This window comes from Qipengyuania sp. JB2-7 (assembly GCF_055693485.1).
Genome location: NZ_CM146335.1, coordinates 2,716,666 through 2,742,243 on the forward strand (window position 1 = coordinate 2,716,666; position 25,578 = coordinate 2,742,243).

Below are 25,578 nucleotides of genomic sequence, written 5' to 3' on the forward strand. Positions count from 1 at the left end.
AGTCGAGACAAGCGCTTACCTTAATTTGGGTCTCTCAGGTCGAAATCGTCCTGACCACGGACTGCAAACAAGAAAGTACACCGAACGCCTTCTGGTGAGAAATCCAGATCAACGGGATGGCGCAACTCATGCGCGGTGATTTTCGCGATAAGGGTAAGTCCAAAACCCATATTGGGGGATGGGCTTACCTTAGGCCCGCCGCTTTCAACCCAATGGAGTTTGGCCAGCCCGTCACCGACGCTGGACCAGGTCACGTCGACGGAACCGTCAGAGTTGCTGAGCGAGCCAAATTTTGATGCATTGGCGATCAATTCGTGAAGGGCCAATCCCAAAGACAGCGCGTCCTTCGGTGCCAAGTTGAGCTCAGGGCCATTTATGGAAATCTCATGCTGTGCATCATGGACATAAGGCGCAAGCTCAGCCTCCACGACTTTAGCGATTGGAACCAGTCCCCATTCCGATTCCGTCAAGAGATCGTGAGTTGCCGATAGTGCTCGAATACGGCCATCGATACCATCCGCAAAGCTATCAATATCTTCGGCCTGACGTCTGGTAAGGGCTATCATCGACAGAATATTTGCGAGGGTGTTTTTCACCCGGTGATTCAATTCGCGTGTCAAAGAATCGCGAATAGAGTTCTGCTCCGCGAGTTGTTCGAGAACCAGGATATCCTCGCGCGCCTGCCGCGCCAGCAGATGGAGAATATACGCCAACAAGGCGCCTGCGATAATGCCAGCGACAAGCGTGAACCAGGCAATTTCTGACAACAGTATTCGACGATCAGAATGTACGGCCAAGGTCATCGAGTGATCAGCTATGTTGATCTGCCGTTCAATGCCGACTTGGGTATCTAAAGCGTTCGCAGATGAGGCCATAACGGTACGGTCGGCGCTCGAACCGTCGTACAGACGAACACTCAAATGTTGGGCCGCCTCCGCCGCTGCGCCTTCAATCTGATCCAAAGAGACATCGAAGAATGTTTGCGCATCGAGAATGCTAAAGAGAAACCCAGAGGGTCTTTCAGATCGCGCAGAGCCAAGCATCACCGGGGTTATCACGATGAACTTGCCTGAGTCAGGACTATCAGCGTACCGCTAGGCTAAAATGGCCGCTAGCGACCGGACGATCTGTTAGCGCAGCCTTCTCAATAGCGTCGCGCAGTTCAGAGTGGTCCTTGAGGTCTTGCCCAAGCAGAACATGGCCTGCCGCAGAATCTGGATAAAGATACTCAATCGGTAAAGCGGGATTACCCGCCCCTTGCCCAATGCCTGACGTTTCGCCACCCGTCTCTGCACGTGCCCAACCAATTGCCGTAATGCCATGATTGGCCGGGTCGCTAATGATGGCTGCCGAAAATTTGCGAAACTCGTCTTCACCAAGAACGCCGTCTTCAGCCAGCAATACCGCCCCAGTCCTCAGCAGCGAGGCCGTGCCCCCGATCCCATGTGACAGGGCAGAGCTTTTTTGTCCGACGATTTCACTAAGCCATGCGGCTTCGCGATTTGCAGCGGCTTTCTCAATTGCGAGAACGCTGAGCAAAGAGAACGATACGATCAGAAAAAATGCGGCAAGCGGGAGCAACCGCGGATACATCACGAGCAGAGAACGCACACTACGCTTAGCTTGTCGTTCGCGCTTGTCGTTCACAATAAAACCCCCACCTTCCCTATGCTCATGCCAATTTCTCTTGGAAATTAAGCCGGTTAAAAGAAATTCGCGCCTGGATACTGCGACGCGCGATACTTGCCATTCAGATAGGGAACCAAATTGGGCTGTCTTCGTTCCAATTTTAGAAACAACAGCGCATGTAGTCGTAAGACATTGCAATTGCTTGCGATCACAAAATTTACATAGAAAAGCTTTATGATGTCGAACCGACAATCAAAGACAATGCCGCAAAAAGGCGGTAGCACGAAGTCCGAGGAGGGCGCCGAATGGGCTGATAGCCTGCGTCAGCTTTATGACTCGGTCGTGGATGAGGAGCTGCCCGATAGCTTCAAAGATCTGTTGGCCAAATTGGATAACGATTCCTGATGGCTTCGGCGGAGCGTACGAAAAACGAAAAAGCAGACTTCAGGCGCGAGTTGACTGAAGTCGTCCCGCATCTGCGTGCTTTTGCGCGTGGCCTTTGCGGACGCGCCGATATGGCCGATGACCTAGTCCAAGAAGCTTTGCTAAAAGCATGGGCTGCTCAGGAACGATTTGAGCCAGGCACCAGCATGCGTGCATGGACATTCGTGATCCTTCGCAACGTCTACCTGACAGATATGCGCCGCAATCGTTTTCGTGGCGAATATGATGAGGGCGTCGCCGAGCGCATACTGACTGCTCCTGCCGGACAGGAGGAGCCACTACACTTGTCAGACATGCACCGTGCTCTGTTAACCTTGCCGCCTGAGCGGCGCGAAGCTCTGTTGCTCGTTGGCGCTGGGGGCTTTTCCTATGAGGAGGCGGCGAACATTTGCGGCTGCGCGATTGGTACGATCAAGAGCCGTGTCGGGCGAGCTCGCGCGGCACTGAATGATATGCTGACAAGCGGCAACATTCCGCAAAGATCAAGCGATGACGAGATTGCACATAAAGCGATTCTGGAAGAACTCGATCAAGTGGCAGCGGGCGAAATCACGCAATAACACTGTTATTCCTACAGGGCTGATCACCATGATTGACAATGCCGCGGGCCTTGCTTGGATCGCCAACCAAGGACATGAGGGTCGGCCATGAACAGCGACAACGATCCCATCAAAAATGGCAATGGCGCGCCAACGAGCAAGCGCATGGCATTTGCTGCGCAAGAGCTACGCCTGATCTCGACGCTGGTCATGCTCATCAGCATTGGACTTTTCTTCGCGCTGCCATTCGTCTTGTCGATCGGGTCAGTGGTGTTTTTGCCGATCACGGCGGCACTGATCCTCACCATAGTACTTTCGCCACTGGCCGATTATCTCGCCAAGTTGGGATTGCCCAATGTGCTGGCATCGTTTGTTGCCTTGCTGCTGGCTTTGGCGATCATCATTGCCTCTTTTGCGCTGATTTTGCTGCCTGCAGTGGCGCTATGGGATACTCTGCCTGATTTGTATCGAGGCGTGCTCTCCCGCTTTTCTGAACTGCGCGACCAGTTGGCATGGGTTGCAAACCTCAACGCCGAGATAGCGGCATTACTGCAACGCGGCGGTTCACAGGAAGTGGTAGTCGCAACCCCAAGCCTGCTGGAGGAGCTTGCCCTGGCAACCCCCAGCGTTGTGATTGAGGTTATCCTGACAATTCTCATGGCGTTTTTCATGATCGAGGCACGTGTACGCCTGCGCCAGCGGCTGTTGACTGCACGCACGTCTTTCGGGGCGAGCATCAAGGCTGCAACGGTGCTGCGCGAGATACAAGATCGTGTCGCTTCCTACATTTTGACGGTTGGTCTCATCAATGTGGGTGTTGGTATCGTCGTCGCGCTGGGGGCATGGATATTGGGAGTTGATGCTCCGATCATGTGGGGCGGACTGGCCGCGCTGCTTAACTTCATTCCCTATATCGGGCCGACCTTGATGATCGCGCTGCTCGCAGTATTCGGGATCGGCACGACAGAAACAGTCTTGCTTGGCCTGATCCCTGCTGCGGCATATCTCGGCCTTCATACGATTGAGGCGAATATCATCACACCTGCAGTGCTCGGCGCGCGCTTCACGGTCAATCCGGTCATGATCTTGATCGCTCTGAGCTATTTCTCGTGGATCTGGGGCATTCCAGGAGCGCTCTTATCTGTCCCGATACTTCTTACGCTAACTGCTCTGTTCGACCATATCGGCACCCCCAACATAGTCGGCTTTGTCTTTGGAGAACCGTTGTTCGAAAACAATCGCCTTGTCTTGGGGCTTGATGAAGACGGGCGTAAACTGTCGTAAAAGGCTACCAAATCAGGGCCACATAGCCTATCCGCCGAACCATTAGCCAACAGGCCAGTTTGGGATGGAATTTCGATAGAAGATGGCACGCAAATTTTTCGGGACTGATGGAATTCGCGGGCGCACCAATAAGGGCGCAATGACCAGCGAAATGGCGATGCGCGTGGGGCAAGCCGCCGGTGCGCATTTTCGCCGCGGTGATCACCGGCATCGCGTGGTGATTGGCAAGGATACGCGCCTTTCAGGCTATATGATGGAAAGCTCGCTCGTCGCTGGCTTTACCAGCGTCGGAATTGACGTGATCATGACTGGTCCGCTGCCTACACCTGCAATCGCCATGTTGACGCGCGAGATGCGCGCTGACCTGGGCGTGATGATTTCCGCCAGCCACAACCCGTATGAAGATAATGGCATCAAGCTGTTTGGACCAGACGGCTTTAAGCTGTCCGATGAAGATGAGCTGGCCATTGAGGCGCTGCTCAGCGAAGAACCGCAATTGGTGGATGCCACTGAGGTTGGTCGCGCACGGCGGATTGAGGACGCACGTGGGCGTTACATTCATGCGGCGAAGCAATCCATCGCATCAGATGTGCGGCTTGATGGCCTGAAGGTGGTGGTCGACTGCGCGAACGGCGCAGCCTATCAGGTCGCGCCATCAGTGATCTGGGAGCTGGGAGCGGAGGTCATCCCACTGGGCGTCTCGCCTGACGGGACAAACATCAATGATGGGGTAGGCTCCACCGCCCTTGATGCGATCAAGGCAAAAGTCATCGAAAGCGGCGCGCATATCGGTATCGCGCTAGATGGCGATGCAGACCGACTTATTGTGGTCGATGAGCGCGGCCAGACTGTTGACGGCGATCAGATCATGGCGCTGATCGCAACGCGGATGGCTGAGAAAGGCCAGCTGACCGGCGGCGGGGTCGTTGCGACAGTTATGTCAAACCTTGGTCTGGAGCGGCATTTGCAAAGCCAAGGTCTGACGCAGGAACGGACAAAAGTCGGTGATCGCTATGTTCTTGAACGCATGAAAGAAGGCGGCTTCAACGTCGGCGGCGAGCAATCTGGACACATGATTCTGCTGGATCATGGCACCACAGGCGATGGCACGGTGGCGGCGCTGCGCGTGCTCTCCAGCCTCGTGCGGGCAGGAAAGCCTGCAAGCGAATTGCTCCACCAGTTTGATCCGGTCCCACAATTGCTCAAAAACGTTCGCTTCGAAGGTGGCAAACCGCTCGAAAATGAGACGGTTAAGCAAGCTATTGCTGAGGCCGAGGCAGAGCTCGCAGGAACAGGCCGCTTGGTCATTCGCCCGTCTGGGACGGAGCCCGTTATCCGTGTGATGGCGGAAGGCGACGATGCCGCTCAGGTCGAGCGGGTTGTCAACAGCATCTGCGATGCGGTCCGCGCGGCGGTTTAATGACCGCCAAAGTCCCATTACAGAATTCCAAGCGACAACCGCCCCGCATTCTCTCCATTGCCGGATCGGACAGTTCGGGCGGTGCGGGCATTCAGGCCGACCTGAAAACCGTCACCATGCTGGGCGGGTATGGCATGACCGCCATTACCACTGTGACAGCGCAAAACAGCGTTGGTGTTCAGTCGATTGCCCCCATGAGCGGCGACGTGGTGCTCCAGCAAATCCGAAGTTGTATCGAAGATATTGGTGTTGATGCGATCAAAATCGGCATGGTGCACGATGTTGCTATAGTTAGCGCCATCATTGACGGAATTGAGAGCATCAGTGCCCCTGTTCCGGTTGTCATTGATCCGGTTATGATAGCGACTTCGGGTGCCACCCTGATCGCGCCCGATGCGATCGCGGCGATGCGCGAAACACTGTTTCCATTGGCGACGCTTATCACACCCAATCTGCCGGAGCTGGAACATCTTACCGGGCGCACTTTGCCCACTGGTGATGAGATGGCGGAAGCCGCAGAGATATTGGCCGCAGAGACCGGCGCGGCAATCTTGGCAAAAGGGGGCACGCCGATGATGACCGCATCATCGATATACTGATGCCCGCCGAAATCCCGCAAGGAGCGCGCGCGGTATCTTTCAACCATGCGCGAATCAATACGAGACACACGCATGGCACGGGATGCACATTATCCGCGGCGATTGCGACGCTGCTGGGGCACGGCCAACCTTTGGAAAATGCCGTTCGCCTGGCGAGGCAGTTTGTATATCAGGCCATTGCGAATGCGCCCGGCTTTGGCGAGGGTAGCGGACCGCTAGGCCACCAGGCAGTGCGATCCTTGTTTTGAATTACCAAACCCTAGCGGCCTAAATCGTAAAACTCCGCAATGTGCGCCCAGGCCTCATCGGCGGTCTCGCACCAATGGAACAGGTCCAGATCCTTGTGGCTGATCGTTCCTTCATCCGCGATCGCTTCAAAATCAACCACGCGCGTCCAGAAATCCTTGCCGAACAGCAGGATCGGCAGCGGCTTCATTTTCCCGGTCTGGATCAGCGTTAGCAGTTCGAAGAATTCATCGAAGGTCCCAAAGCCACCGGGGAACACCGCCACGGCCCTTGCACGCAGGAGGAAGTGCATCTTGCGCAGCGCAAAATAATGGAAGTTGAGCGACAGGTACGGCGTCACATAGGCGTTGGGCGCCTGCTCATGCGGCAAAATGATGTTGAGGCCGATGCTCTCTGCCCCGGCATCGCTCGCGCCGCGATTGGCCGCCTCCATGATCGATGGCCCGCCGCCGCTGGTCACGACAAATTGACGCTTTCCATCCTCGATAATGGATTTCTCACTGACCATTTTGGCAAGCGTGTGCGCCTCTTGGTAATACTTCGCCTTGGCCGCAAGGTTGGCGGCGACGCGTTGCTCCTGTTCGGTCCCATCCTTTGCCGCATCAATCTTCGCCTGCGCCTCTTCCGGCGAAGGAATGCGCGCTGAGCCATACATCACCAGTGTCGAACCAACACCGGCCTCGTCCAGAAGCATTTCCGGCTTCAGCAGCTCCAGCTGAAAACGGACCGGGCGCAATTCATCGCGCAGCATGAAGTCAACATCACGAAAAGCGAGTTTGTATGCAGGATGCTCGGTTTGCGGCGTGCCATGCGGTCCGTCATCAGCAAAATCAGCCTCCTGCTTAGCGCGGTAGAATCGGCGATCTTTCAAGTCTTTTTCAGTCATTTCTTGGCCCTACTGTTCAGATTGAGCAGGGGCAAGGATTGACCATTTCCCGATGCAATTGTCTGTTTCTGGATGCCCCGTGAGGATTCGAACCTCAATTGACGGAGTCAGAGTCCGTAGTCTTACCATTAGACGACGGGGCATCATTGAAATCGCAGGCGAGTCGCACTCGGCGGCTGCGGTGAGGCGCGGCATCTAGGCACGCGACAATCCGAGGTCAAGGCTGGCGTGAATGCCTGCATCTTGCCCATTTCCCCGTGCAGCGCTATTCTAAGTCCAAGTTCTTGCAGGGCACACCCTTGCAAGTGAGTTTGGAAAGATCAGTAACTATGGCGGGATACGCTCCGCCGGGCAGGAAAAGGAAGGATCGCAACAAAAGGGGCACCAGGTCCGGCAAAGTAGCCGATTTTCGCTACAAGAGACCCCAGCGATCCGACGAAAAGAAAGTGCAGGCGAGGCCGTCCGAGACTATCGGTGCGGCAAATGACCGGGGCAGTCCGCATGAATGGAATGGCTCCCGGCAAGCATATGCTGCGTTGGATTTAGGCACCAATAACTGTCGCCTCTTGATCGCGCGCCCTTCGGGCGAGCATTTCACCGTCATCGATGCGTTCAGCCGAGTTGTGAAGCTTGGTGAGGGTCTCGCTGCAAATGGGCGACTGTCCGATGCGGCGATGGATCGTACGCTTTCCGCATTGAAGGTCTGCGCAGAAAAACTGCGCCGCCGCCGCGTTCATCTGGCACGCTCAGTCGCGACCGAGGCATGCAGACGCGCCTCCAATGGTGCAGACTTTATCGCCCGCGTCCGTGAAGAAACAGGGATTGCGCTCGACATAATTTCTGCTGAGGAAGAGGCGCGTCTTGCGGTTTTGGGGTGCCATATCCTGCTGGACGATGGTGCCGGCCCTGCAATCATTTTCGATATTGGTGGCGGGTCGACTGAGCTTGTGCTGATTGAACCTGGTGCTGCAGTGCCGCGTATTCTCGATTGGGTCAGCGTGCCCTGGGGGTCGTCTCGTTGACGGATAGCGTCCGCTCCCCTGACGGGACGCGCGACGGACGCGCCGCGCGTTATGCGGAAATGCGTGATCTGGTTCGTTCAAGCTTCGACCAATTCGCGGAACGGATCGCACCGATGGCCGAAACCGCAAAAGCGATGCGTTTGCTCGGCACAAGTGGCACCGTGACCACTCTGGCCAGTCTGCACCTTGAGCTTCCCCAATATGACCGCAAGGCAGTGGACGGCTTGATCGTCCCTTCTCAGGCGATGCGCGATATTTCCGAGCGACTTTCCACGATGAGCGGAATGGACCGCAAGACACTGCCCTGTATCGGCGATGATCGTGCCGATCTGGTGGTGGCAGGATGCGCGATCCTTGAATCGATCCTGGACATCTGGCCAGCCCGCAAACTTGGCGTCGCCGATCGCGGAATTCGCGAAGGCATCCTGCGAAGTCTGATCGCCGCAGATGCCATGGGTGAACAGCACCGGTATGATTTGCAACGTTTGCGCAGCGCGACGCCGAAGCGATGAGCCGATCTGGCAAAGATGCCGACCGACGGGTTCGCACAGCGAAAAAGCGTACAGCGTCTTCGACCCGCTGGCTGGAACGCCAGCTCAACGATCCCTACGTCAAGCAAGCAAAAGCAGAGGGGTATCGCAGCCGCGCTGCTTATAAGCTGATCGAACTGGATGAGAAATTTCGTTTCTTGAACGGCGTGAAACGTGTCGTCGATCTAGGCATCACCCCGGGGGGCTGGAGCCAGGTGGTTCGAAAGAAGGCACCAAAGGCAGGTATTGTGGGGATCGATCTGCTTCACACAGAACCCATCGAAGGTGTGACCATCTTTGAAATGGATTTCATGGACGATGATGCTCCGGCGAAGCTCAAGGCAGCGCTCGACGGCCCACCTGATTTGGTTATGTCAGATATGGCCGCGAATACGGTAGGTCATAAGCAGACGGATCACTTGCGCACGATGGGCCTCGTTGAGGCCGCAGCATGGTTCGCAATTGAAAATCTTGAGGATGGCGGCACATTTCTGGCCAAGGTCTTGGCTGGCGGGACCGACGCTGAACTGCTCAAAATGCTGAAATCGCATTTCAAAACCGTCAAGCATGCCAAGCCGCCAGCGAGCCGAAAAGGGTCGTCAGAATGGTATGTGATTGCCCAAGGTTATAAAGGAGCGGGATTTAAGGGAGGCGGCTAGCCCCCTCCTTTGCGAAACGCTACCTTAAGCTTCGCCTTCGTTGATTTGCGCCGCAGCGTCCTGTTCGGCCTCTGCTTCAGCCGCGACGTCTTCTTCCGCCTCAGTTTCCGCTGCTTCAATCTCCTCGTCGCCATCTGCGGTCGCAGCGACGAATTCAGGGATCTCAAGGTTAGAGCCATTGGCGTTCATATAAAGCATGACCGCTGCGCGATCCTCGACCTTGGACAGGCCAGCAAAGCTCATCTTGGTGCCATTGGCAAATGCACGCGGGCTCTTGAGCCATGCGCTCATTGTGTCCCAATCCCAAGCACCGCCTTTGCTAGCGAGAACGTCTGAATACGCATACCCTGGCGCACCACCACCAACGGGCTTGCCCATAATGCCATACAGGTTCGGACCGATGCCGTTGGCCCCGCCCTGATTTACAGTGTGGCAAGCGGTGCACTTCGCAAACACGCTTTCGCCCTTGGACACGTCTACGCCGTCCATGGTCATCGCTTCTGCGATGGTCATCTCAGCCGCGGCGCCGCCGCCATCCTCAGGCGCATCGATGAAATAGCCCGGCTCCTCTGGGCTCACCGGCTTGTCAGCCTGAAAATAGATGCCTGATACGATCGCGCTACCCAGCGCAATAATTCCGGCAAAAAGCACCCAACCCGATGCTGTGTTGAACTTGTCGTCCATGCGTGTTGTACCCACGTTCTATCGAAATGTTTGTCTAGCGCGCCGCATTAGTATTGAGCAGCGATCTTCGCAAGTGCGATCACGACATTGCTGCTTGCACAGTCCGCAAATAGGCTTGCGAGGAGCGTGAAGCCCCGATAGCGCCGATCACCTATGCGTAACTTTGCCAAACCCGCTCAAGACATTGTCGCCAAAATGCGCGATGCGGTCGCTCTCGATCCAGCACGTGTCATCGCGATTGGCGGTGCACCTGGGTCAAATTCACACCAGGCTGCGCTCCAATTTGCGCCTGATGCCCTCCCCCTGCCCTGCTATGGCTTTCAGGACGCATTGGATGCTGTGAAATCCGGCGAGGCAGGATGCGCGATGATCCCTATCGAAAATTCTCAGCATGGCCGGGTCGCGGATATCCATTTCCTGTTGCCGGAAAGCGGGCTTAGCATTGTCGCAGAGCACTTCATGCGGATCACGCACGCATTGATGGGGGTCGGCACTGGCCCCTATGATGTCGCATACAGTCACCCCCAGGCGCTCGGCCAATCTCGCATGTTCCTCAAGCAACAGAACATGGTTGGGCTCAGCCACGCGGACACGGCAGGTGCCGCTGCATTCGTCGCGGAAAAAGGCGATCCCAAAATCGCGGCAATTGCTCCGCCCATGGCCGCTGAACTCTATGGCCTGAATATCGCACAGTCAGAAGTCGAAGACGCACAGGACAACACCACCCGCTTTGTTGTGCTGGCTAAGGAGGAACGGGATCCCGCGACTATCGAAGGGACCGCGATGACGACTTTCATCTTTGAGGTGAAGAACATCCCGGCACGCACTTTACAAGGCGCTTGGCTGTTTCGCGACCAACGGCGTCAACATGACCAAGCTGGAGAGCTACCAGAAAGGTGCGAGTTTCGCCGCGACGATGTTTTACGCGGATATTGTCGGCGCGCCGGGTGACGAGCATGTGGATCGCGCGCTCGACGAGCTCGCATTCCAATGCAACACCGTGCGGATGCTGGGTTCGTACGCGCAGGTGCGCGAGCGCGGCTGATATAAGGTTGCGTTACTCGTCGCCACCAAAGATCGCGACTTCACTCAAGCCATCGCTATTGGCCCTGCCGCGATACATTCCGGCGGTATTGAAGCTGTAGAGTGCATGGCCATCCGGCGTGACGAGAATGATGCCACCGTCACCGCCAAGCTGTTTGACTTCGGCCATGACGGTATCTGCCATCAGCTGCGCTACTTGTTGCTCGGGCTCGCCATCAATGGGTCCGGCCTGCATCGCGGAAAAGTCCGTACCACGTACAAAGCGCAACAGCGTGCAGATTTCATGCGCTACGCCGACACGAATAAAGTACTCTCCCCATCCGGTCGCCGAAACTGCGCATGAACGATTGTCGGCGTAAGTGCCCGCGCCGATAACCGGGGCATCACCGATCCGGCCCCAGCGTTTGCCCGTCATGCCTCCGGTGGAAGTGCCTGCGGCAAGGTTACCGTCCTGATCGAGCGCCACCGCGCCGACCGTGCCAAACTTGTGATCTACATCCAGCGCGGAGAGCCGATCTGCCTTCAGTCTTTCGAGAGCGCGTTTGCGGCTTTCGGTTTCGAACCAGTCTTTACCAACCGTCTCAATATCCTGTGTCGCAGCAAACTCTTCTGCCCCATCCCCGCTTAAAAACACATGCACGCTTTCCGTTCGCACTTTGTCGGCGAGCAGGATCGGGTTCTTGATTGATGTGACCCCGGTAACGGCACCAGCGCTCCGATCGCGGCCATCCATGATAGAGGCGTCGAGTTCATTCGCGCCCTCCCAGGTATATACCGCGCCACGCCCGGCATTGAATTTCGGGTCATCTTCCAACAGCACAATGGTCGCCTTGATCGCATCCATCGCGCTGCCGCCGTCTGCCAGGATTGCGGATCCTGCATTCAGGGCTTTTTGCAACGCCGCTTCATATTCCGCCTCAAGCTCCGGCGTCATCCGCTCACGCGTGATCGTGCCTGCACCCCCATGGATCGCGATAGACCATTTCGGGTCAGACGCGTCCTCAGCGCGAACCTGTGACGACAACGTCAGTCCGCAGACAAAAAGAACCGCCAACAGCGCCTTCAGAATCGTAAATCTTGTTACATTGGCCGTCATTTACGGTTTGTTCCTTCGGTTATCTGTGCGTCCGTGCTAACCTCTCGGTGTATTTCACGCAAATGGTGGGGGAAACTATGCTTTCGCAATATGAATTTGACCAAGCGCTGGCGATGGAGCTGGCTACAAAAGCCGCTCAGGTCGTCGGTTTTCTAGTCGTCACATGGGTTCTGGCCAAGGCGGCCAAGTGGGCCTTCGCAAAATTGGTTGATCGAGTCGAATTGCTTCAACGCGGCACCAGCAGTGGATCATCGATAGGCGAATCCCTGGGTAAAATTGTGTCGCTGTTCATCTGGCTATTCGGCCTGATGGGGATTTTGAGCGTGCTGGAACTGGATGCGGTCGCAAGCCCGATCAACTCACTGCTTGAAAATGTCGTAGGGTTCATTCCTAATTTGGTCGGCGCAGGCCTGATTTTGTTCATTGGCCTGATGATTGCTGGCATCGTACGTGACATCGCGACCACTGCGATGCAAACCATCGATCTCGACAAGTGGGCCAATAAGGGCGGCGTTGATAACGTCACCGGCAACACCGCGATCAGCAAGACGATTGGTCTGATCATATACGTGCTTATCGCGATCCCGGTCGGCATTGCGGCCTTGGGCGCATTGGACGTGACGGCCATTTCAGCGCCAGCATCTGAAATGCTCAGCATGATCCTAACCTCTATTCCAAAGATCATCGTTGCGGCGCTGCTGCTCGGCATCGGCTATTTCATCAGCAAGTTCGTTGTGGGCGTGCTGCAGGAATTGCTGAGCGGCCTTGGTGTTGACCGCTCGCTAGAGGCGACGGGTCTGCTGCCAGAGGGAACCACAGCCAGCTCGATCATTGCACGCATTGTGCAGGTGGCGATCATCCTGTTCTTTGCCATTGCCGCGACAAATCAGCTGGGCTTCGCGCAGCTGACCGATATCCTCAACGAAATACTGCAACAGGGCGGCAGCGTCGTGTTCGGTGCAGTGATCATCGGGGCAGGCTTCCTGATCGCGAATGTTCTGGCAAAGCTGGTTGGCGGGGCAAGCGAAGGCTCGTCAGCAGCCACCATCGTACGCTGGGTAACGATCATCCTGTTCACCGTCATGGGCCTGCAGAAAACCGACATTGGCGGCATGCTGCCCGGCAATGCATTGCTGGTCATGATTGTCGGCGCTTCGGTTGCTGCTGCTCTGGCGTTCGGCCTTGGTGGCCGCGAGTGGGCCGCACGTAAACTCGACGAGTGGGACAAGAAGTAAGCGAATGCGCTGACCACACAAAAGGTTAGCCAAGATTTAGGGCGCGAGGGAACAACCTTCGCGCCCTTTTTTGTTAATCCCAAGTCGCGCGCACTTGCGCAACTGATTACATTTGTAACTTGATAACAGTTGTAAAATGTAAAATCCGAGCATTGCAAATCTCGGCAAGTCGGCTAAATGCTGCACTGCAACACAGGGCATCTGAGATCGCAAACGACCGGATAGCCCACAGGCAGAAATGGTAAGAACCGCGCTGCCAAATAAAACGCATACATAGTCAGAGAGGACTGACACTTACGAGTTTCAGCGTAAGCGCCATTGGCATTGCCGATGCGATTACGCTGGCGTTCAGGCGCGCCCTTGGGTGGCTTTCCAGGGCGTCGACTGAACACAACGAAGAAGCACCGACGCATGATTCGGCTTGTCCTAATAAGGGTAGCCAATCGAAAGAATTGGTGTCCTTCGGGTCAATCCCTGGGAGCGCGGCTTTAACCGGTCGCGCTCCCCTTTTTATGGGACCGCAAATCTCGACCGAGTCAGGTTAGCGCAAACCGCCGATAAAGCCATTTTGCAGCCACTGCCCCAACATGCCGCCAGCAACAGCAGCGGCGCTCTCTTCACCATGAACGGGTATCAGCGCCGCGCAAAGCTCTGCAAAGCTCTGCCCTTCCATCATCGAAATCAACGCGCGACCTTCCTCCTGAGAAACAGCGACAAACACAGGCTGCTCATCCTCACGCCAGATTACAAGACTTACAGGCTCGGCTATCGGATCGGGTCGTGCTTCACCACTTTCGCGAGAAAGTGCCTGCCAAACCGGGACCCAATCGTGAGCTACAGACAGGACCGCAAGGCCGGGCAGGAAAGTTAAGCGAAGGTCAGCCCAGTCCTGGTCCCCAAATTCGGATGTTTTGTTGGAAAAGCCTTCTACGGTAAGCGAATCCATATCGGCTGCGCGCGACGCAAACTGCATCGTCTCTTCAATCGCCGCCAGCTCTGCCAGTTCTGGTCGATCTGGATAGAGCGCACGCAAGCTGTCCGAAAAGTCTGCACCAACATTGTCAATCGACCAGCTTGAGGAAGGCTTTGCGATCACATGATTGATCGCCGCCTGCCGAAATGCTTGCTCTCCGGCGAGAGACCATGTCCGCTCGTAGCTTTCGACAATCGTATCGACCATTCGGGCGCGGTAACCGCGACGATAAATTGCCATACCGGCCTGATGCCGAGCGTTCCAGCCGTTGGGGAAATCACGCTCTTCCTCAAGAACGTGCGCCATGAACTCGCGCTGCATCGCGCCCAGATTTGAACTGGAATCACTCAATGCATCACCGTTTCACGCGCTTTGGCACCCAATGTGCGCGCTTTGCCAAGCTCTTCGAGTAATTCAGGCAACGGGGGAATGGAATCGTCTCGCTCAATCATCACCGCGACATCGCCCAATTCGCGATACGCCTGGGCAAACAAGTCCCATACATCGTCGCAAACAGGGCGATCATGCGTGTCGATGATAATCTCACCCGGCGTGTGCCCGGCCAGATGCATTTGCCGGACGCTGTCCTTAGGGATCCCGGCAAGATAATCCTGCGCCGACCAACCGTGGTTTTGCGCGCTGACATAGATGTTGTTTACATCAAGCAGGAGACCGCACCCCGTTCGCGTCGCCATCGCGGACAGAAACTCCCACTCCGCCATTTCATCATCGGGAAACGTCACATAGCTCGACGGATTTTCAAACAGCATAGGGCGGCCCAGCGCTTCCTGTGCATGGTCGATATTGTCACACACCACATTGAGCGCCTCTTGTGTAAGCGGCAGTGGCAATAGGTCATAACTGTTGTGAGCGCTGGTGCGGGTCCAGCACAAATGGTCGGATACCCAAAGCGGTTCCATTCGTTCGGCCAGCTTCGCAAGTTTCGCCAAATAGTTTTTATCGAGCCCTTCTGCAGAGCCAATCGACATGGATACTCCATGCAGGATGACAGGGTGCCTGCTGCGCACTTCTTCAAGAATACGCAGATGCTTACCCCCTTCCATCATGTAGTTTTCGCTGATGACCTCAACGAAATCGACCGGCACCTCTGTTTCGAGAAACTCTGCGTAGTGCGTCTTGCGCAGGCCTAGGCCAAAACCGGCAAAAGGGGCGATCGATGTCATTGGTAAAACCTCGCACGGATCAGTGAAATTGAGAAGGGGGAAGATCCGGTGCGGTATCGAGGGGGAGGATGGGGTCAGCCGCACCGGATCACTGGGCAATTCGCGACTTATTATAAGATGGTTACACCCGAACAATTTTTTCGAAAAAATTTCCATCAATGTAACCCTTTCCGTATGCCCTGCGAACTGCAGAGTGTTCCGGCGCAATGCTGGTTCCATGAGATTACGGTTCGGCCCCTAACTATGACCGAGCGCATATTGATGGAGATGAACAATGAAAAACAATTCAGTAGCTAACATCGCTGGCCTCGCACTAGCAGCAGGCATCGCAACTGGCCTCGCCGCGACACCTGTAGCCGCGCAAAAGGCTCCGGTTGAAAAATGCTATGGCGTTTCAAAGGCTGGCAAAAATGATTGCGCCGCAGGCCCAGGTACAAGCTGTGCCGGCACGTCAACCCGCGACTATCAGGGCAATGCCTGGACATACGTCAAGAAAGGCACTTGCGAGAACATTAAAACGCCAAAAGGCAACGGCTCGCTCAAGCCCGTACGGCGCTAAGCGACCTCTAACTGGCAGGAAATGAGGTGAACCATGCAAAGTTTAGTATCCTTGTATGATCGACTGATCGCACTCGCATCATCACGCATCGTGGAAGGGCTGGCTTTGCTGGTCACCCGCCTGGCGCTGGCTGGAATATTCTGGCGCGCATATAAAACGAAAGTTGTCGAAGGTACTTGGCTGGAAATCGATGAGATCCAGTACTTTATCTTCGAAAATGAGTTTGCAGGGCTGCCGCTCTCGCCAGACTTGGCTGTTCCATTGGCCACATATGCGGAGTTTTTCTTCCCCATTTTGGTGGCTTTCGGTTTAGCGACACGGTTCGGTGCAGTCGCATTGATGATCATGACCCTCGTCATTCAGCTCTTCGTGTTCCCGACCGGGGATCACTTCTGGGGCTGGGCAATCACTCCGATTGCGCTGGCGCTCATCCTCATCGTTAGAGGCGCTGGAGTGTTCTCACTCGACGCCCTTATCGCATCACGCCGCACAAAGTGATAGTGTGAGTGCGACCGGGAGGATGGTGCCATGATTGCTGATGAAACAACCCTGGCGCAATTGATGGCGCGTGGACAGGAAGGTGACAAGCAAGCTTACACCGTCCTGTTGTCTGAAGTGCAGCTATGGCTCGAACGCTATTTCCGTCGACGTGTGTCACCCGCTCAGTTGGATGATCTGGTTCAGGAAGTAATGATGGCGGTGCACAATAAGCGCGCAACCTGGGATCCAAACAGAGCTTTTCTGCCCTGGCTTGCAGCCATCGCTCGCTATCGCTGGATCGACCATCTACGCAAAGTCTATCGCAATGCTGAAGATGAATTGGGCGATTACGACGCAGCAGAAGACAGCGAAGAAGAAGCAGTAATGGCCCGAATGAGCCTCGAGCGTTTGTTCGTCCATCTGCCCGACAAACAGAGCGAAGCCATTGAGCTCGTAAAAATCGAAGGCCTCTCTATCAAAGAGGCCGCCGAAAAAACCGGCCAGAGCGAAAGCCTGGTCAAAGTGAATATTCATCGTGGACTTAAGAAGCTATCCGCGATTGTTGAGAAGGCTGAATAAAATGAACAGGGTCCCTAACCCGCTCATCGCAGAGCTTACAGAAGACCTACAGCCGGTCCGTCCATTGCGGATGATACACGGCATTATCTTTGTAGCCGTTGCTGCGCTTGTGACGATCACAGCGGTCGAACTGGTCGACGGCTTGTGGCGCGGCATGCTGGAAGGGCGCGCAACACCATTCTATTTTTTGACCAATGGTATGCTGGCTCTGCTTGGTGCTGCTGCCGCTCTGGCGGTGGTGCGTATGGCTTCCCCGCATGTCGGCAACACACATGATGGCGCCCGCTGGTCATTCGCCATGCTGGGTCTTCTGCCCGTAACTGCAATCATGGTGCTGGCGCTGCAGGGTTCCTTTGCAGAGATCTTGCATGATCGGTTTGGCATTGAGTGTTTTGCATCCGGCACTGCCTTTGGTCTGATTACCGCCGGTGTTTTGACCATGTGGCTGCGCCGAGGTGCTCCGGTGTCGATCAATTCCGCAGGTTGGTATACCGGTATTGCAGCCGGTGCGATTGGCAGCTTCGCTTTTGGTCTTGCCTGCCCGATTGATACCGTTGGTCACCTTGGCATCTGGCACATTGCACCAGTTGCGGTGAGCGCGGTGCTGGGTCGGCTAGTCGTCCCAACGCTGGTGCGCTGGTAAGCTAACGATCCAAATTTTGACCTTGTATTAGGGCGCGGCTTGCAATGCAGGTCGCGCCCTCCTCGTTTTGCCCCCTCTTTTATACGGGTTGGCCATTGTCATTGCCCCTTCATGCGTGCGCGCTTATATGCGCTCCATGTCTTCAGTCAGACCCTGGCGCGATATAGAACGCCGCGAATGCCGCCAAATCATGGTCGGCGATGTGCCCGTTGGTGGCGATGCTCCGATTACGGTGCAAACCATGACCAACACCCCCACCGAAGATGTCGGCGCAACCATCGATCAAATCCGCCGTTGCGAAGATGTTGGCTGCGACATCATCCGGGTGAGCTGCCCAACTGAAGAAGCTACCGAAAATTTCGATCAAATCACCCGCGCTGCCAACATCCCCATCGTTGCGGACATTCATTTCCATTACAAACGCGCACTTGAGGCAGCCGACAAGGGCGCCGCATGCTTGCGGATCAACCCCGGCAATATCGGCTCAGGCGACCGCGTGGCAGAGGTGGTCCGCGCTGCAAAGGCCAATGGCTGCGCAATCCGCATCGGGGTGAACGCTGGCAGTCTGGAAAAAGACCTGCTTGAGAAATACGGTGAGCCCTGCCCGGAGGCGCTGATCGAAAGCGCGCTCGATCATATCAAGCTGTTGCAGGACCACGACTTTCACGAATTCAAGGTGGCGGTTAAGGCGTCTGACGTATTTCTCGCGGTTGCGGCCTATCATGGGCTGGCCGAAACCGTGGATTGTCCCCTGCATCTTGGCATCACCGAAGCAGGCGGATTAATCGGCGGCACTGTCAAATCGTCCATCGGTATGGGTAGCCTGCTTTGGGCCGGGATCGGCGATACAATTCGCGTGTCCCTGTCGGCTGAGCCGGAGGAAGAGGTCAAAGTCGGCTATGAAATGCTGAAAGCCCTTGGCCTACGGACGCGCGGTGTACGCGTGGTTTCTTGCCCCAGCTGTTCGCGGCAGGGGTTCGATGTGATCCGCACGGTCGAAACCCTCGAAAAGCGGCTTGAGCATATCAAAACGCCGATGAGCCTTTCTGTGCTGGGCTGCGTCGTCAATGGCCCCGGTGAAGCGCGCGAAACCGATATCGGCCTGACTGGTGGCGGCAGCGGCAAGCACATGGTCTACCTTTCAGGTGTGAAGGATCACCACATTGAGAGCGACGACATGCTCGATCACATCGTGAAATTGGTCGAAGAAAAGGCCGCCGCGATTGAAGCAGGCGATGCAGTCGCATTTGATCCGCATGCGGCGGAGGCTGCGGAATAAAGCAGAGGGCGATGCATGACTGAATTGGAAACCGATTATCTGGTCGTGGGGGCAGGTGCCGTGGGGATGGCCTTTGTCGATACGTTGCTGGATGAAGACCCCAATTGCCATGTCACCATCGTCGACAAACATGCAAAACCCGGCGGGCACTGGAACGATGCTTATTCGTTTGTCACTCTGCATCAGCCAAGCGCCACTTACGGTGTGAACTCAATGGAACTGTGTTCTGATCGGGTCGACACGCATGGGCACAACAAGGGCATGTATCCGCTCGCCAAGCATGCCGAGATACTCGCGTATTACGAGCGGCTGATGAATGAGCATTTTCTGCATAGCGAGCCGGGTGACGTATCGACCGCTGACCGAATATGTTTCTGGCGAGAATGGATCGCACACGGCCCGCGCGATCATGACCAGTGAAGAAACCGCGGTTACCGTACGCCGCAAGCTGGTTGACGGAACCTATTTCCAGACCTCAGTTCCCTCAACGCACAAGCCCGGATTTGAAATTGCTGACGGTACGCCGTTTACAATCCCCGGCGACCTGCCAAAGCTCTGGAAAGACGCCGCAAACATCCCACAGAATTTCGTCATTCTTGGCGGCGGTAAGACAGCAATGGATACCGGTGTCTGGCTGCTAGAGGCGGGTATAGCGCCAGATCGGATCGGCTGGGTGCGCCCGCGTGACAGCTGGATGTTCAACCGCAAATACCTTCAGCCCGCCTACAGCCATCTGGAAGAGCTGCTGCAGTTCCAGATGGCGCAAATGCGCGCCGCAGCGACGTCGCAAACTGGTGACGAGATGTTCGCGAAGCTGGGCGAAGGCGGATATATGCTGCGGATCGATCCAGACACGACGCCCAGCATGTTTCACTTTGCTGTCATCTCAGAGGCGGAGATTGAGATGCTCGGCGCAATCAGGCAGGTCTATCGGCAAGGCCGCGTGACGCACATTGAGCCGGGCGCAATGCACTTTGCAGATGAGAAAGTGGACGTGGCAGCAGGCACACTGTTTATTGATTGCACCGCCAGCGCGGTGCCTTTCGAAGCGCGTCACAAGGAGCGCCCGTTTTTTGACGGCGACGTGATTACACTCCAGCTCGCCCAGTCGCCATTCGTGCCCTACAGCGCGGCGCTCGCGGCGTTTCTTGAGGTGAATTTCGAGACCGACGAAGAACGGAACGCGATGGTCCCACCGGCACCGCTGACGGACACAACCAGCACTTATCCCGCCGCATTTCTCGCCAATCTACGCAGCACGGGCATCTTATCAAAGGTGCCCGAAGTGGGTGCTTGGCACGCCAAGAGCCGCCTGCATCCAACCGGGCCAGCAATGGCGCGGCTCGCCGCCGAGGGCAGCCCAAAACTCGCCGCGATGGGACCGATGATGGCAACAATTCAGGAGTGTCTGCCTGGCATCACGGAATTGGGCATGAAAGCATACGCTGAACATAATGGCGGCTGAGTCGGCGGAAACAAAGACCGCCGAAACTGAGCAGGTGAATAAGCGGCTGGTCCTTGGCCTGGCAGTCTGCGTCGGGCTGCTGATCGCGAGCCTGAGTGCGCTTGGTATTATGGCGTACAAAACTGGGGTGCTTACGTCCTTCGCTGGCGGACATAATTACCCTGAGGCTGAGCTCTACGATGCTTCTATCGATGCGACTGCCGAGGTTGACGCCGCACTGGCCCGCGCCAGCGAACGCGACGTCAATGTCATGCTCGTATTGGGAGCAAACTGGTGTCACGATAGCCGCGCATTCGCTGGATGGATGGAAACTGAGCGCTTTGCCGAAATGCTCGAGAAGCGGTTCGAGGTCGTTTACGTCAATGTCGGCATGCCGCAAAGCGATGATGGGCATAACCTCGACATCGCCAAGCGGTTCGGTTTTGAAAGCCTTGAAGGCACGCCAACGGTTCTAGTCATTGCGCCGGATGAGACGGTGCTCAATGCGGACACCGCCAAGACATGGCGCAACACCGCTAGCCGCGAAGAGGACGCCATTTATAATGAGCTGGTTGAACTAAGCGAAACGCAAGCGATCTAACCTTGCTTCACGTTGTGCATCACGCCGATTATATGGCGCCGCGCCCCGAGCGTGGGACGTTCAAGTTCGACAAATACTACCTCGTGATGGAGGCCCTGCGCGAAAGCGGCGTGCCCGTCACAGAGCATGCCCCAGATCCCATGCCGCGCGAATGGCTGGAGGCAATACATGACCCCGACTATGTCGATGCAGTTTTCCGTGGGGATGTCTCACGTGAGAAGGAACGCCGCATCGGCTTTCCGGTGACGCCGCAGATCGCCAGCCGCGTACGCCATACCAATGGCGGCACATGGCTCGCCGCGAGGCTGGCGATGGAACACGGCTATGCGGCCAATAGCGCGGCTCGGAAGCCACCACGCGCTCCATGATACCGGCGCGGGCTATTGCGTTTTCAACGATCTGGCGGTTGCGTCAAACCGCCTGATTGCAGAGGGTGATGCAAGACGCATCCTCATCATCGATCTTGATGTCCACCAAGGCGACGGGACCGCCAGCCTGACTGCACTGCGCGATGATATCGCAACCCTCTCTGTGCATGCGGAGAAGAATTTTCCGGTGCGCAAGGCACGCTCCAACATAGATTTGGGCCTGCCGGATGGCACCACTGATGATGGGTATATGGCTGTGCTGCAAAGCCACATACCCAAGACGATTGATGGCTTTGCCCCGGACTTAATCCTGTATCAGGCCGGTGTTGACCCGCACAGACAAGATAAGCTTGGAAGGCTTGCACTGACTGATGACGGCCTTGCTGCGAGAGACCGTTTCGTGGTCGAGCAAGCGCGTGAACGCTCCATCCCCATCGCGAGCGCGCTGGGCGGAGGTTATGGCGACGATCAGCGAGCAGTGGCAGAAAGACACGCCCGCTCAATGATCACTATGGCCGACACAAACACCCGCTTCTTACCGCCGAAAAACGCTTAGGCGTCACCAATAGATATCGACATAGTCGGTCAGATAATCGCACCATTCAAATTCGCGCAGTCGCCAATAGGGGCGGCTCTGAGTCACAGCGAAATGCCATGTCTTATCCGCTTCACAACTGCGCCCGATATCCGGGGTGTCGGTAATGGCGATCTTGCCCTCAAACGTGAAATAGTCACTGCTAATCTCACTGACATAGCCATCGACGAGCATCTTGCCCGGGCCATTAGACGCGCTCTGCACAGCAGTGAGACGAATGACACCATCATCCAGCCGGGCATTGACCGATCCGCGCCGGTCCCAGGTGATCCATTGCAGCGTAGCCCCTTTGGCGTTTAACAGGCGCTGGGCCGCTTCTTCGTCGAGAATGCGGGTTGGCCGCATCGGCTGCATGAGTGGTTCAGCGACAACGAATGTCCCGGTGGCACTTGCGCTGGTATTTCCTGTCGTTTCAACGGGCTCGGGCGACGTCGCATTGGGGCTCGCACACCCACTGGCGATCGCAAAAGTCGCGCCCAGACAGGATAATGCACCAATTCGAATAGCTTTATTCATGACTTGCACAATTACGCTGTGCTATTGAGCTATGCAATGAAACGTCGCGAAATCCTGAAGGGCGCTCTCGCCTCCGCCGCCATGGCAAGCGTGGCCACTCCGGTAAGAGTAGCTGCACAAGTCAATCCAACCGCCGCTCGCGATGCTCGACTAATCGCCACAGCCCGCGAACAACTCGCCCGCGTAGGCGATCAGATATGGCGCAAGGATATTGTCGGCATCGCCGATTTTGGAATTCATTCGTCTGAGCAGCGCTTTCATTTTGTCGATCTCGCGCAGGAACGCGTGAAGAGTTTTCATGTCAGCCATGGTGATGGCTCTGACCCCGCACATGACGGCTGGCTAAACCGATATTCCAATGTTGAGGGTAGCCACTGCACCAGTCGCGGCGCCTATATGACGCGCAGCTGGTATGTCGGGCGTTATGGTACGTCTATTCGACTGGACGGGCTTGACCCAACCAACTCGCTTGCGCTTCCGCGCGCAATCGTAATGCATCAGGCCGAATATGCGCGGCCCGAACATGTGTCGCGTTGGGGTCGGCTGGGCCGTTCAAACGGTTGCTTTGCCATGGGCCCTGATCAGTTTGACACTGCTCTGCTAGAACTCGGTGGTGGGCGCTTACTGTTTGCCGATAGCCTAGGCTTTGCTACCGACGGAACCGTTGTCACACCGCCAGTCGCGCAATGGGATGACGGCCCACGCGTTAGCGGCCTGCAACTGCTGCGTCCTGAGCGCGAGAATACCTTCCAGCGGACAAATCCAGGCGCATTCTAAGTTTTTAGCCCTTTACCCCGCCCGCGGATCATTCTCGATCACGATCACCTCTTCTTGGGTCTCACGTAAACGCTCTATCTGGCGTGGCTTTTCCAGCGCAGCGAGGACAGGCTCATCGCGGCCATAAATGTCCTTGAACGTCTTCAGTTCGCCATCAATATCCTGCGCCATCGTGAAATAGGTGATGTAGACCGGCCACTCATTCTTGATGTCATACAGCGTGTACTTGCCGCTCGCAGTGATCGTTTCGACCTCTTTCTGGATCTCCGGAATATCCGCCTTGGTCTGCATATTGCCCAGCATCGCCATCGTCATGGCCAGCGTGCGCGCGCCCTCAACACGAATACAGCCATGGCTGAGCGCGCGATTGGCGTTCTTAAACAGGTGTCGCGAGGGCGTGTCATGCAGGAAAATCGCGTGGGCGTTGGGCATATGCAGCTTCATCAGTCCCAGCGAATTGGTTGGCCCCGGCTGCTGCACGACGGTGATCCAGCCATTCGCACCCTTTGTCGCCTTATACCCATTGCGCTTCGCCCACGCCGGATTGTTGAGGACCTTATTTCCAAGCCCCTCGCCCTTCACGATTGATTGCGGCACCGTCCAGGTCGGGTTAAACACCACGCCCTCGACCATCTCAGCTAGCTGCGGCGTGGCCTGACGGCCAGGCTTGCCAACAACCGTTTTGTAGCTGCGGATAATCTTGTCATTGACGGTCAGGCGCAGCTGATATTCCGGTACATTGGTCAGGAGATATTTCTTACCCAGATCCTGAGCCAGCCAGCGCCAACGATCCATATTTGCCCTGATCAGTTTGCGCCGATCCGGATCATCGGTTTGCGCCAGCGCCTCTTTCAACTTTGCATAGTCAGGATGCACCGGATTGAGCGCGGTAAGGGTTGAGGTGATTGCGCCGCTGGCCAATGCATCTTCAAGAAGTTTGCCAGTCGGCATACGGTCAGCGTCAGGATCAACCACAAACCACTGCTTGCGAGATTCCATCGGAGTACGGCCATCGCGCAGATCCTCGACCAGCCACACGAAAGCGCGACTGGCCAGAGCGTTCAGGACTTCGCCTTCGCCTGCCGCAATCGCGGTGCGCAGGCTTTCAGGCCCATAATCTGCCGGGTCGAGCCCTTCCGAACCTATGCCATCGATAAATGCCGCGAGCTCTTCCGCCTGCGCCACTGACCACTCGCCGGTCAGCCCGTAAGTCTTTTGCACCACCTCGGCCTGCTCAGCAAAAACAGTGCCTTCAAATGCCTCTTGCACTGAGGTTGCTTGCTGTGTCGGCTGAGATGTTTCTGCCTGCGCTGTATCTTGTGCGGTTGGCAGCAGATCCTGTGGTTCAGCATTCTGCGCAGTGGCCGTTCCAGCCGCCAGCAGTCCCGCCGCAAGCCCAGCTAAAGAAACACGAATTTTCGTCATACAACCCACCGATACTCAATCATAATGCCTACTGCGCACCACGATTTCCAATACACTATCTGACCGCTATTTTCCAAGCTCGCGCCTTACCCTTTCCTGAATTCAGTGAGTTTGGCCTGAATTCGCTTGCGAGCGATCGGCACGAGCTTATGCAACAGCACAATGAACGGCCCGAAGCACACTGCGGATCACAATTGGAAGCCGTTTGTCGCAACGATCATCGGCATCGCATTCTTTTCAGCCATGGACGCCGTGATGAAAAGCGCATCATTGGCTGTCGGAGCATATAGCGCGTTCTTCCTGCGCTGCGTGATTGGCTTTGCGATCATCTCGCCGATCTGGTGGGCAAGAACACGCAAATGGCCGGGCCGTGACGCGCTTCGCGTCCATCTGATTCGCGGAACGGTGGTCGCATTTATGGGCTGGACGTTCTTTTTTGCACTCGTGCGGCTTCCACTGGCGGAGGCCATTGCCCTGTCTTTCATCGCTCCGCTGATTGCGCTTTATCTCGCCGCATTGCTGCTGGGTGAGACAATCCAGCGCAAGGCGATCATAGCGGCGCTACTGGGCCTGGCAGGCGTGGCCATAATTGTTAGCGGTACGCTTGGGGCAGGAAGAAATGAGTCACGACGCCATCATTGGCCTGATCGCTCTGTTGCTGTCCGCCGTCCTATACGCCTGGAACCTGATCCTGCAGCGCCAGCAAGCATTGCTTGCTTCGCCGAGCGAGGTCAGCACCTTCCAAAATGGAATTGTGTCGCTCATATTGCTGGGCTTTGCGCCATTCCTGCTCGTCTTGCCGCAGGGTACGGTCTGGCTTGAGCTAACCTCCGGCGCT

The 25,578-nt window shown here is 56.2% G+C and carries 25 protein-coding genes, 1 tRNA gene and 4 pseudogenes; 20 read left to right on the forward strand and 10 right to left on the reverse strand.

All coding sequences use genetic code 11. The features are described 5' to 3' along the window. Nucleotides 1-20 precede the first annotated feature (20 nt). Nucleotides 21-1,058 (reverse strand): sensor histidine kinase, encoded by a 1,038-nt coding sequence (locus tag ACZ1GM_RS13650; RefSeq protein ID WP_472676932.1) that lies wholly within the window; start codon nt 1,056-1,058, stop codon nt 21-23. A 25-nt stretch (nt 1,059-1,083) separates the two neighbouring features. Beyond that, nucleotides 1,084-1,647 (reverse strand): CHASE domain-containing protein, encoded by a 564-nt coding sequence (locus ACZ1GM_RS13655; RefSeq protein ID WP_472676933.1) that lies wholly within the window; start codon nt 1,645-1,647, stop codon nt 1,084-1,086. Nucleotides 1,648-1,863: 216 nt separating this feature from the next. Here ACZ1GM_RS13655 and ACZ1GM_RS13660 point away from each other — a divergent pair, with 216 nt between their 5' ends. The 5 genes and pseudogenes from ACZ1GM_RS13660 to thiD all read left to right on the forward strand — a co-directional run bounded on the left by ACZ1GM_RS13660 (nt 1,864) and on the right by thiD (nt 6,163). Further along, nucleotides 1,864-2,034 carry a NepR family anti-sigma factor gene (locus ACZ1GM_RS13660; protein WP_472676934.1) on the forward strand — a complete coding sequence of 57 codons (171 nt, stop codon included), beginning with the start codon at nt 1,864-1,866 and terminating at the stop codon, nt 2,032-2,034. Next, nucleotides 2,034-2,633, forward strand: a complete 600-nt coding sequence (locus ACZ1GM_RS13665) for a sigma-70 family RNA polymerase sigma factor (protein ID WP_472676935.1) — start codon at nt 2,034-2,036, stop codon at nt 2,631-2,633. Before ACZ1GM_RS13660 ends, ACZ1GM_RS13665 begins: the two co-directional genes overlap by 1 nt. 87 nt (nt 2,634-2,720) lie before the next feature. Next, nucleotides 2,721-3,896 carry an AI-2E family transporter gene (locus tag ACZ1GM_RS13670; protein WP_472676936.1) on the forward strand — a complete coding sequence of 392 codons (1,176 nt, stop codon included), beginning with the start codon at nt 2,721-2,723 and terminating at the stop codon, nt 3,894-3,896. 82 nt (nt 3,897-3,978) lie between these two features. Continuing rightward, on the forward strand, nt 3,979-5,316 hold the full coding sequence (gene glmM, locus ACZ1GM_RS13675) for a phosphoglucosamine mutase (protein WP_472676937.1): 1,338 nt from the start codon (nt 3,979-3,981) through the stop codon (nt 5,314-5,316). A 116-nt stretch (nt 5,317-5,432) separates the two neighbouring features. Continuing rightward, nucleotides 5,433-6,163 (forward strand): annotated as a pseudogene (gene thiD / locus ACZ1GM_RS13680) (bifunctional hydroxymethylpyrimidine kinase/phosphomethylpyrimidine kinase). A gap of 11 nt (nt 6,164-6,174) precedes the next feature. Here thiD and ACZ1GM_RS13685 read toward each other — a convergent pair. Together ACZ1GM_RS13685 and ACZ1GM_RS13690 are read right to left on the reverse strand one after the other, a co-directional pair. Continuing rightward, nucleotides 6,175-7,047: an LOG family protein gene (locus ACZ1GM_RS13685; RefSeq protein WP_472676938.1), complete on the reverse strand. Its 873-nt coding sequence runs from the start codon at nt 7,045-7,047 to the stop codon at nt 6,175-6,177. Between the two features lie 69 nt (nt 7,048-7,116). Further along, a tRNA-Gln gene (locus ACZ1GM_RS13690) sits at nt 7,117-7,190 on the reverse strand. A gap of 186 nt (nt 7,191-7,376) precedes the next feature. On the opposite strand from ACZ1GM_RS13690, the pseudogene ACZ1GM_RS13695 reads away from it, so the two are divergent. Beyond that, a pseudogene (locus tag ACZ1GM_RS13695) lies at nt 7,377-8,581 on the forward strand (Ppx/GppA phosphatase family protein). Continuing rightward, a complete protein-coding gene (locus ACZ1GM_RS13700; protein WP_472676939.1) occupies nt 8,578-9,258 on the forward strand; it encodes an RlmE family RNA methyltransferase in 681 nt (226 codons plus the stop codon). Before ACZ1GM_RS13695 ends, ACZ1GM_RS13700 begins: the two are co-directional and overlap by 4 nt. A 24-nt stretch (nt 9,259-9,282) precedes the next feature. Here the strand turns inward: ACZ1GM_RS13700 and ACZ1GM_RS13705 are convergent, their stop codons facing one another. Continuing rightward, complete coding sequence (locus ACZ1GM_RS13705; protein WP_472676940.1) at nt 9,283-9,942, reverse strand: c-type cytochrome; 660 nt, start codon at nt 9,940-9,942, stop codon at nt 9,283-9,285. Between the two features lie 153 nt (nt 9,943-10,095). On the opposite strand from ACZ1GM_RS13705, the pseudogene ACZ1GM_RS13710 reads away from it, so the two are divergent. Continuing rightward, nucleotides 10,096-10,987, forward strand: a pseudogene (locus ACZ1GM_RS13710) (prephenate dehydratase). Between the two features lie 12 nt (nt 10,988-10,999). Here ACZ1GM_RS13710 and ACZ1GM_RS13715 read toward each other — a convergent pair. Beyond that, complete coding sequence (locus tag ACZ1GM_RS13715) at nt 11,000-12,082, reverse strand: isoaspartyl peptidase/L-asparaginase family protein (RefSeq protein ID WP_472676941.1); 1,083 nt, start codon at nt 12,080-12,082, stop codon at nt 11,000-11,002. A gap of 77 nt (nt 12,083-12,159) precedes the next feature. Here ACZ1GM_RS13715 and ACZ1GM_RS13720 point away from each other — a divergent pair, with 77 nt between their 5' ends. Next, nucleotides 12,160-13,317, forward strand: coding sequence for a mechanosensitive ion channel (locus tag ACZ1GM_RS13720; protein WP_472676942.1), 1,158 nt, complete (start codon nt 12,160-12,162; stop codon nt 13,315-13,317). A 541-nt stretch (nt 13,318-13,858) separates the two neighbouring features. Here ACZ1GM_RS13720 and ACZ1GM_RS13725 read toward each other — a convergent pair. Together ACZ1GM_RS13725 and bufB are read right to left on the reverse strand one after the other, a co-directional pair. Then, the gene (locus ACZ1GM_RS13725; protein ID WP_472676943.1) at nt 13,859-14,641 is read right to left on the reverse strand and encodes an HvfC/BufC family peptide modification chaperone; all 783 of its coding nucleotides are present in this window, start codon (nt 14,639-14,641) and stop codon (nt 13,859-13,861) included. Continuing rightward, a complete protein-coding gene (gene bufB / locus ACZ1GM_RS13730) occupies nt 14,638-15,474 on the reverse strand; it encodes an MNIO family bufferin maturase (RefSeq protein WP_472676944.1) in 837 nt (278 codons plus the stop codon). Before bufB ends, ACZ1GM_RS13725 begins: the two co-directional genes overlap by 4 nt. Nucleotides 15,475-15,748: 274 nt before the next feature. On the opposite strand from bufB, the gene ACZ1GM_RS13735 reads away from it, so the two are divergent. The 9 genes and pseudogenes from ACZ1GM_RS13735 (at nt 15,749) to ACZ1GM_RS13775 (ending at nt 21,983) form a co-directional block, all read left to right on the forward strand. Beyond that, nucleotides 15,749-16,033: a BufA1 family periplasmic bufferin-type metallophore gene (locus tag ACZ1GM_RS13735; RefSeq protein ID WP_472676945.1), complete on the forward strand. Its 285-nt coding sequence runs from the start codon at nt 15,749-15,751 to the stop codon at nt 16,031-16,033. 33 nt (nt 16,034-16,066) lie between these two features. After that, on the forward strand, nt 16,067-16,531 hold the full coding sequence (locus ACZ1GM_RS13740) for a DoxX family protein (RefSeq protein WP_472676946.1): 465 nt from the start codon (nt 16,067-16,069) through the stop codon (nt 16,529-16,531). A 30-nt stretch (nt 16,532-16,561) separates the two neighbouring features. Further along, the gene (locus ACZ1GM_RS13745; RefSeq protein WP_472676947.1) at nt 16,562-17,092 is read left to right on the forward strand and encodes a sigma-70 family RNA polymerase sigma factor; all 531 of its coding nucleotides are present in this window, start codon (nt 16,562-16,564) and stop codon (nt 17,090-17,092) included. Nucleotide 17,093: 1 nt separating this feature from the next. Beyond that, complete coding sequence (locus ACZ1GM_RS13750; RefSeq protein WP_472676948.1) at nt 17,094-17,735, forward strand: DUF1109 domain-containing protein; 642 nt, start codon at nt 17,094-17,096, stop codon at nt 17,733-17,735. A 136-nt stretch (nt 17,736-17,871) separates the two neighbouring features. Beyond that, complete coding sequence (ispG, locus tag ACZ1GM_RS13755) at nt 17,872-19,014, forward strand: flavodoxin-dependent (E)-4-hydroxy-3-methylbut-2-enyl-diphosphate synthase (protein WP_472676949.1); 1,143 nt, start codon at nt 17,872-17,874, stop codon at nt 19,012-19,014. A 15-nt stretch (nt 19,015-19,029) separates the two neighbouring features. Continuing rightward, nucleotides 19,030-19,434 carry an NAD(P)-binding protein gene (locus ACZ1GM_RS13760; RefSeq protein WP_472676950.1) on the forward strand — a complete coding sequence of 135 codons (405 nt, stop codon included), beginning with the start codon at nt 19,030-19,032 and terminating at the stop codon, nt 19,432-19,434. Further along, on the forward strand, nt 19,358-20,479 hold the full coding sequence (locus ACZ1GM_RS13765; protein WP_472676951.1) for an NAD(P)-binding protein: 1,122 nt from the start codon (nt 19,358-19,360) through the stop codon (nt 20,477-20,479). The genes ACZ1GM_RS13760 and ACZ1GM_RS13765 overlap by 77 nt, the downstream gene beginning before the upstream one ends. Beyond that, a complete protein-coding gene (locus ACZ1GM_RS13770; RefSeq protein ID WP_472676952.1) occupies nt 20,469-21,059 on the forward strand; it encodes a thioredoxin family protein in 591 nt (196 codons plus the stop codon). The genes ACZ1GM_RS13765 and ACZ1GM_RS13770 overlap by 11 nt, the downstream gene beginning before the upstream one ends. A gap of 32 nt (nt 21,060-21,091) precedes the next feature. Beyond that, nucleotides 21,092-21,983, forward strand: a pseudogene (locus tag ACZ1GM_RS13775) (histone deacetylase family protein). 3 nt (nt 21,984-21,986) lie between these two features. Here the strand turns inward: ACZ1GM_RS13775 and ACZ1GM_RS13780 are convergent. Then, the gene (locus ACZ1GM_RS13780) at nt 21,987-22,538 is read right to left on the reverse strand and encodes a hypothetical protein (protein WP_472676953.1); all 552 of its coding nucleotides are present in this window, start codon (nt 22,536-22,538) and stop codon (nt 21,987-21,989) included. A 36-nt stretch (nt 22,539-22,574) separates the two neighbouring features. Between ACZ1GM_RS13780 and ACZ1GM_RS13785 the strand changes: the two genes are divergently transcribed. Further along, the gene (locus ACZ1GM_RS13785; RefSeq protein ID WP_472676954.1) at nt 22,575-23,315 is read left to right on the forward strand and encodes a murein L,D-transpeptidase catalytic domain-containing protein; all 741 of its coding nucleotides are present in this window, start codon (nt 22,575-22,577) and stop codon (nt 23,313-23,315) included. Between the two features lie 12 nt (nt 23,316-23,327). Here ACZ1GM_RS13785 and ACZ1GM_RS13790 read toward each other — a convergent pair whose 3' ends face one another. Continuing rightward, nucleotides 23,328-24,740: a L,D-transpeptidase family protein gene (locus tag ACZ1GM_RS13790; RefSeq protein ID WP_472676955.1), complete on the reverse strand. Its 1,413-nt coding sequence runs from the start codon at nt 24,738-24,740 to the stop codon at nt 23,328-23,330. Nucleotides 24,741-24,902: 162 nt separating this feature from the next. Here ACZ1GM_RS13790 and ACZ1GM_RS13795 point away from each other — a divergent pair, with 162 nt between their 5' ends. Next, entirely contained in the window at nt 24,903-25,562 is a 660-nt protein-coding gene (locus ACZ1GM_RS13795) for a DMT family transporter (protein ID WP_472676956.1), read from the forward strand. Nucleotides 25,563-25,578 lie beyond the last annotated feature (16 nt).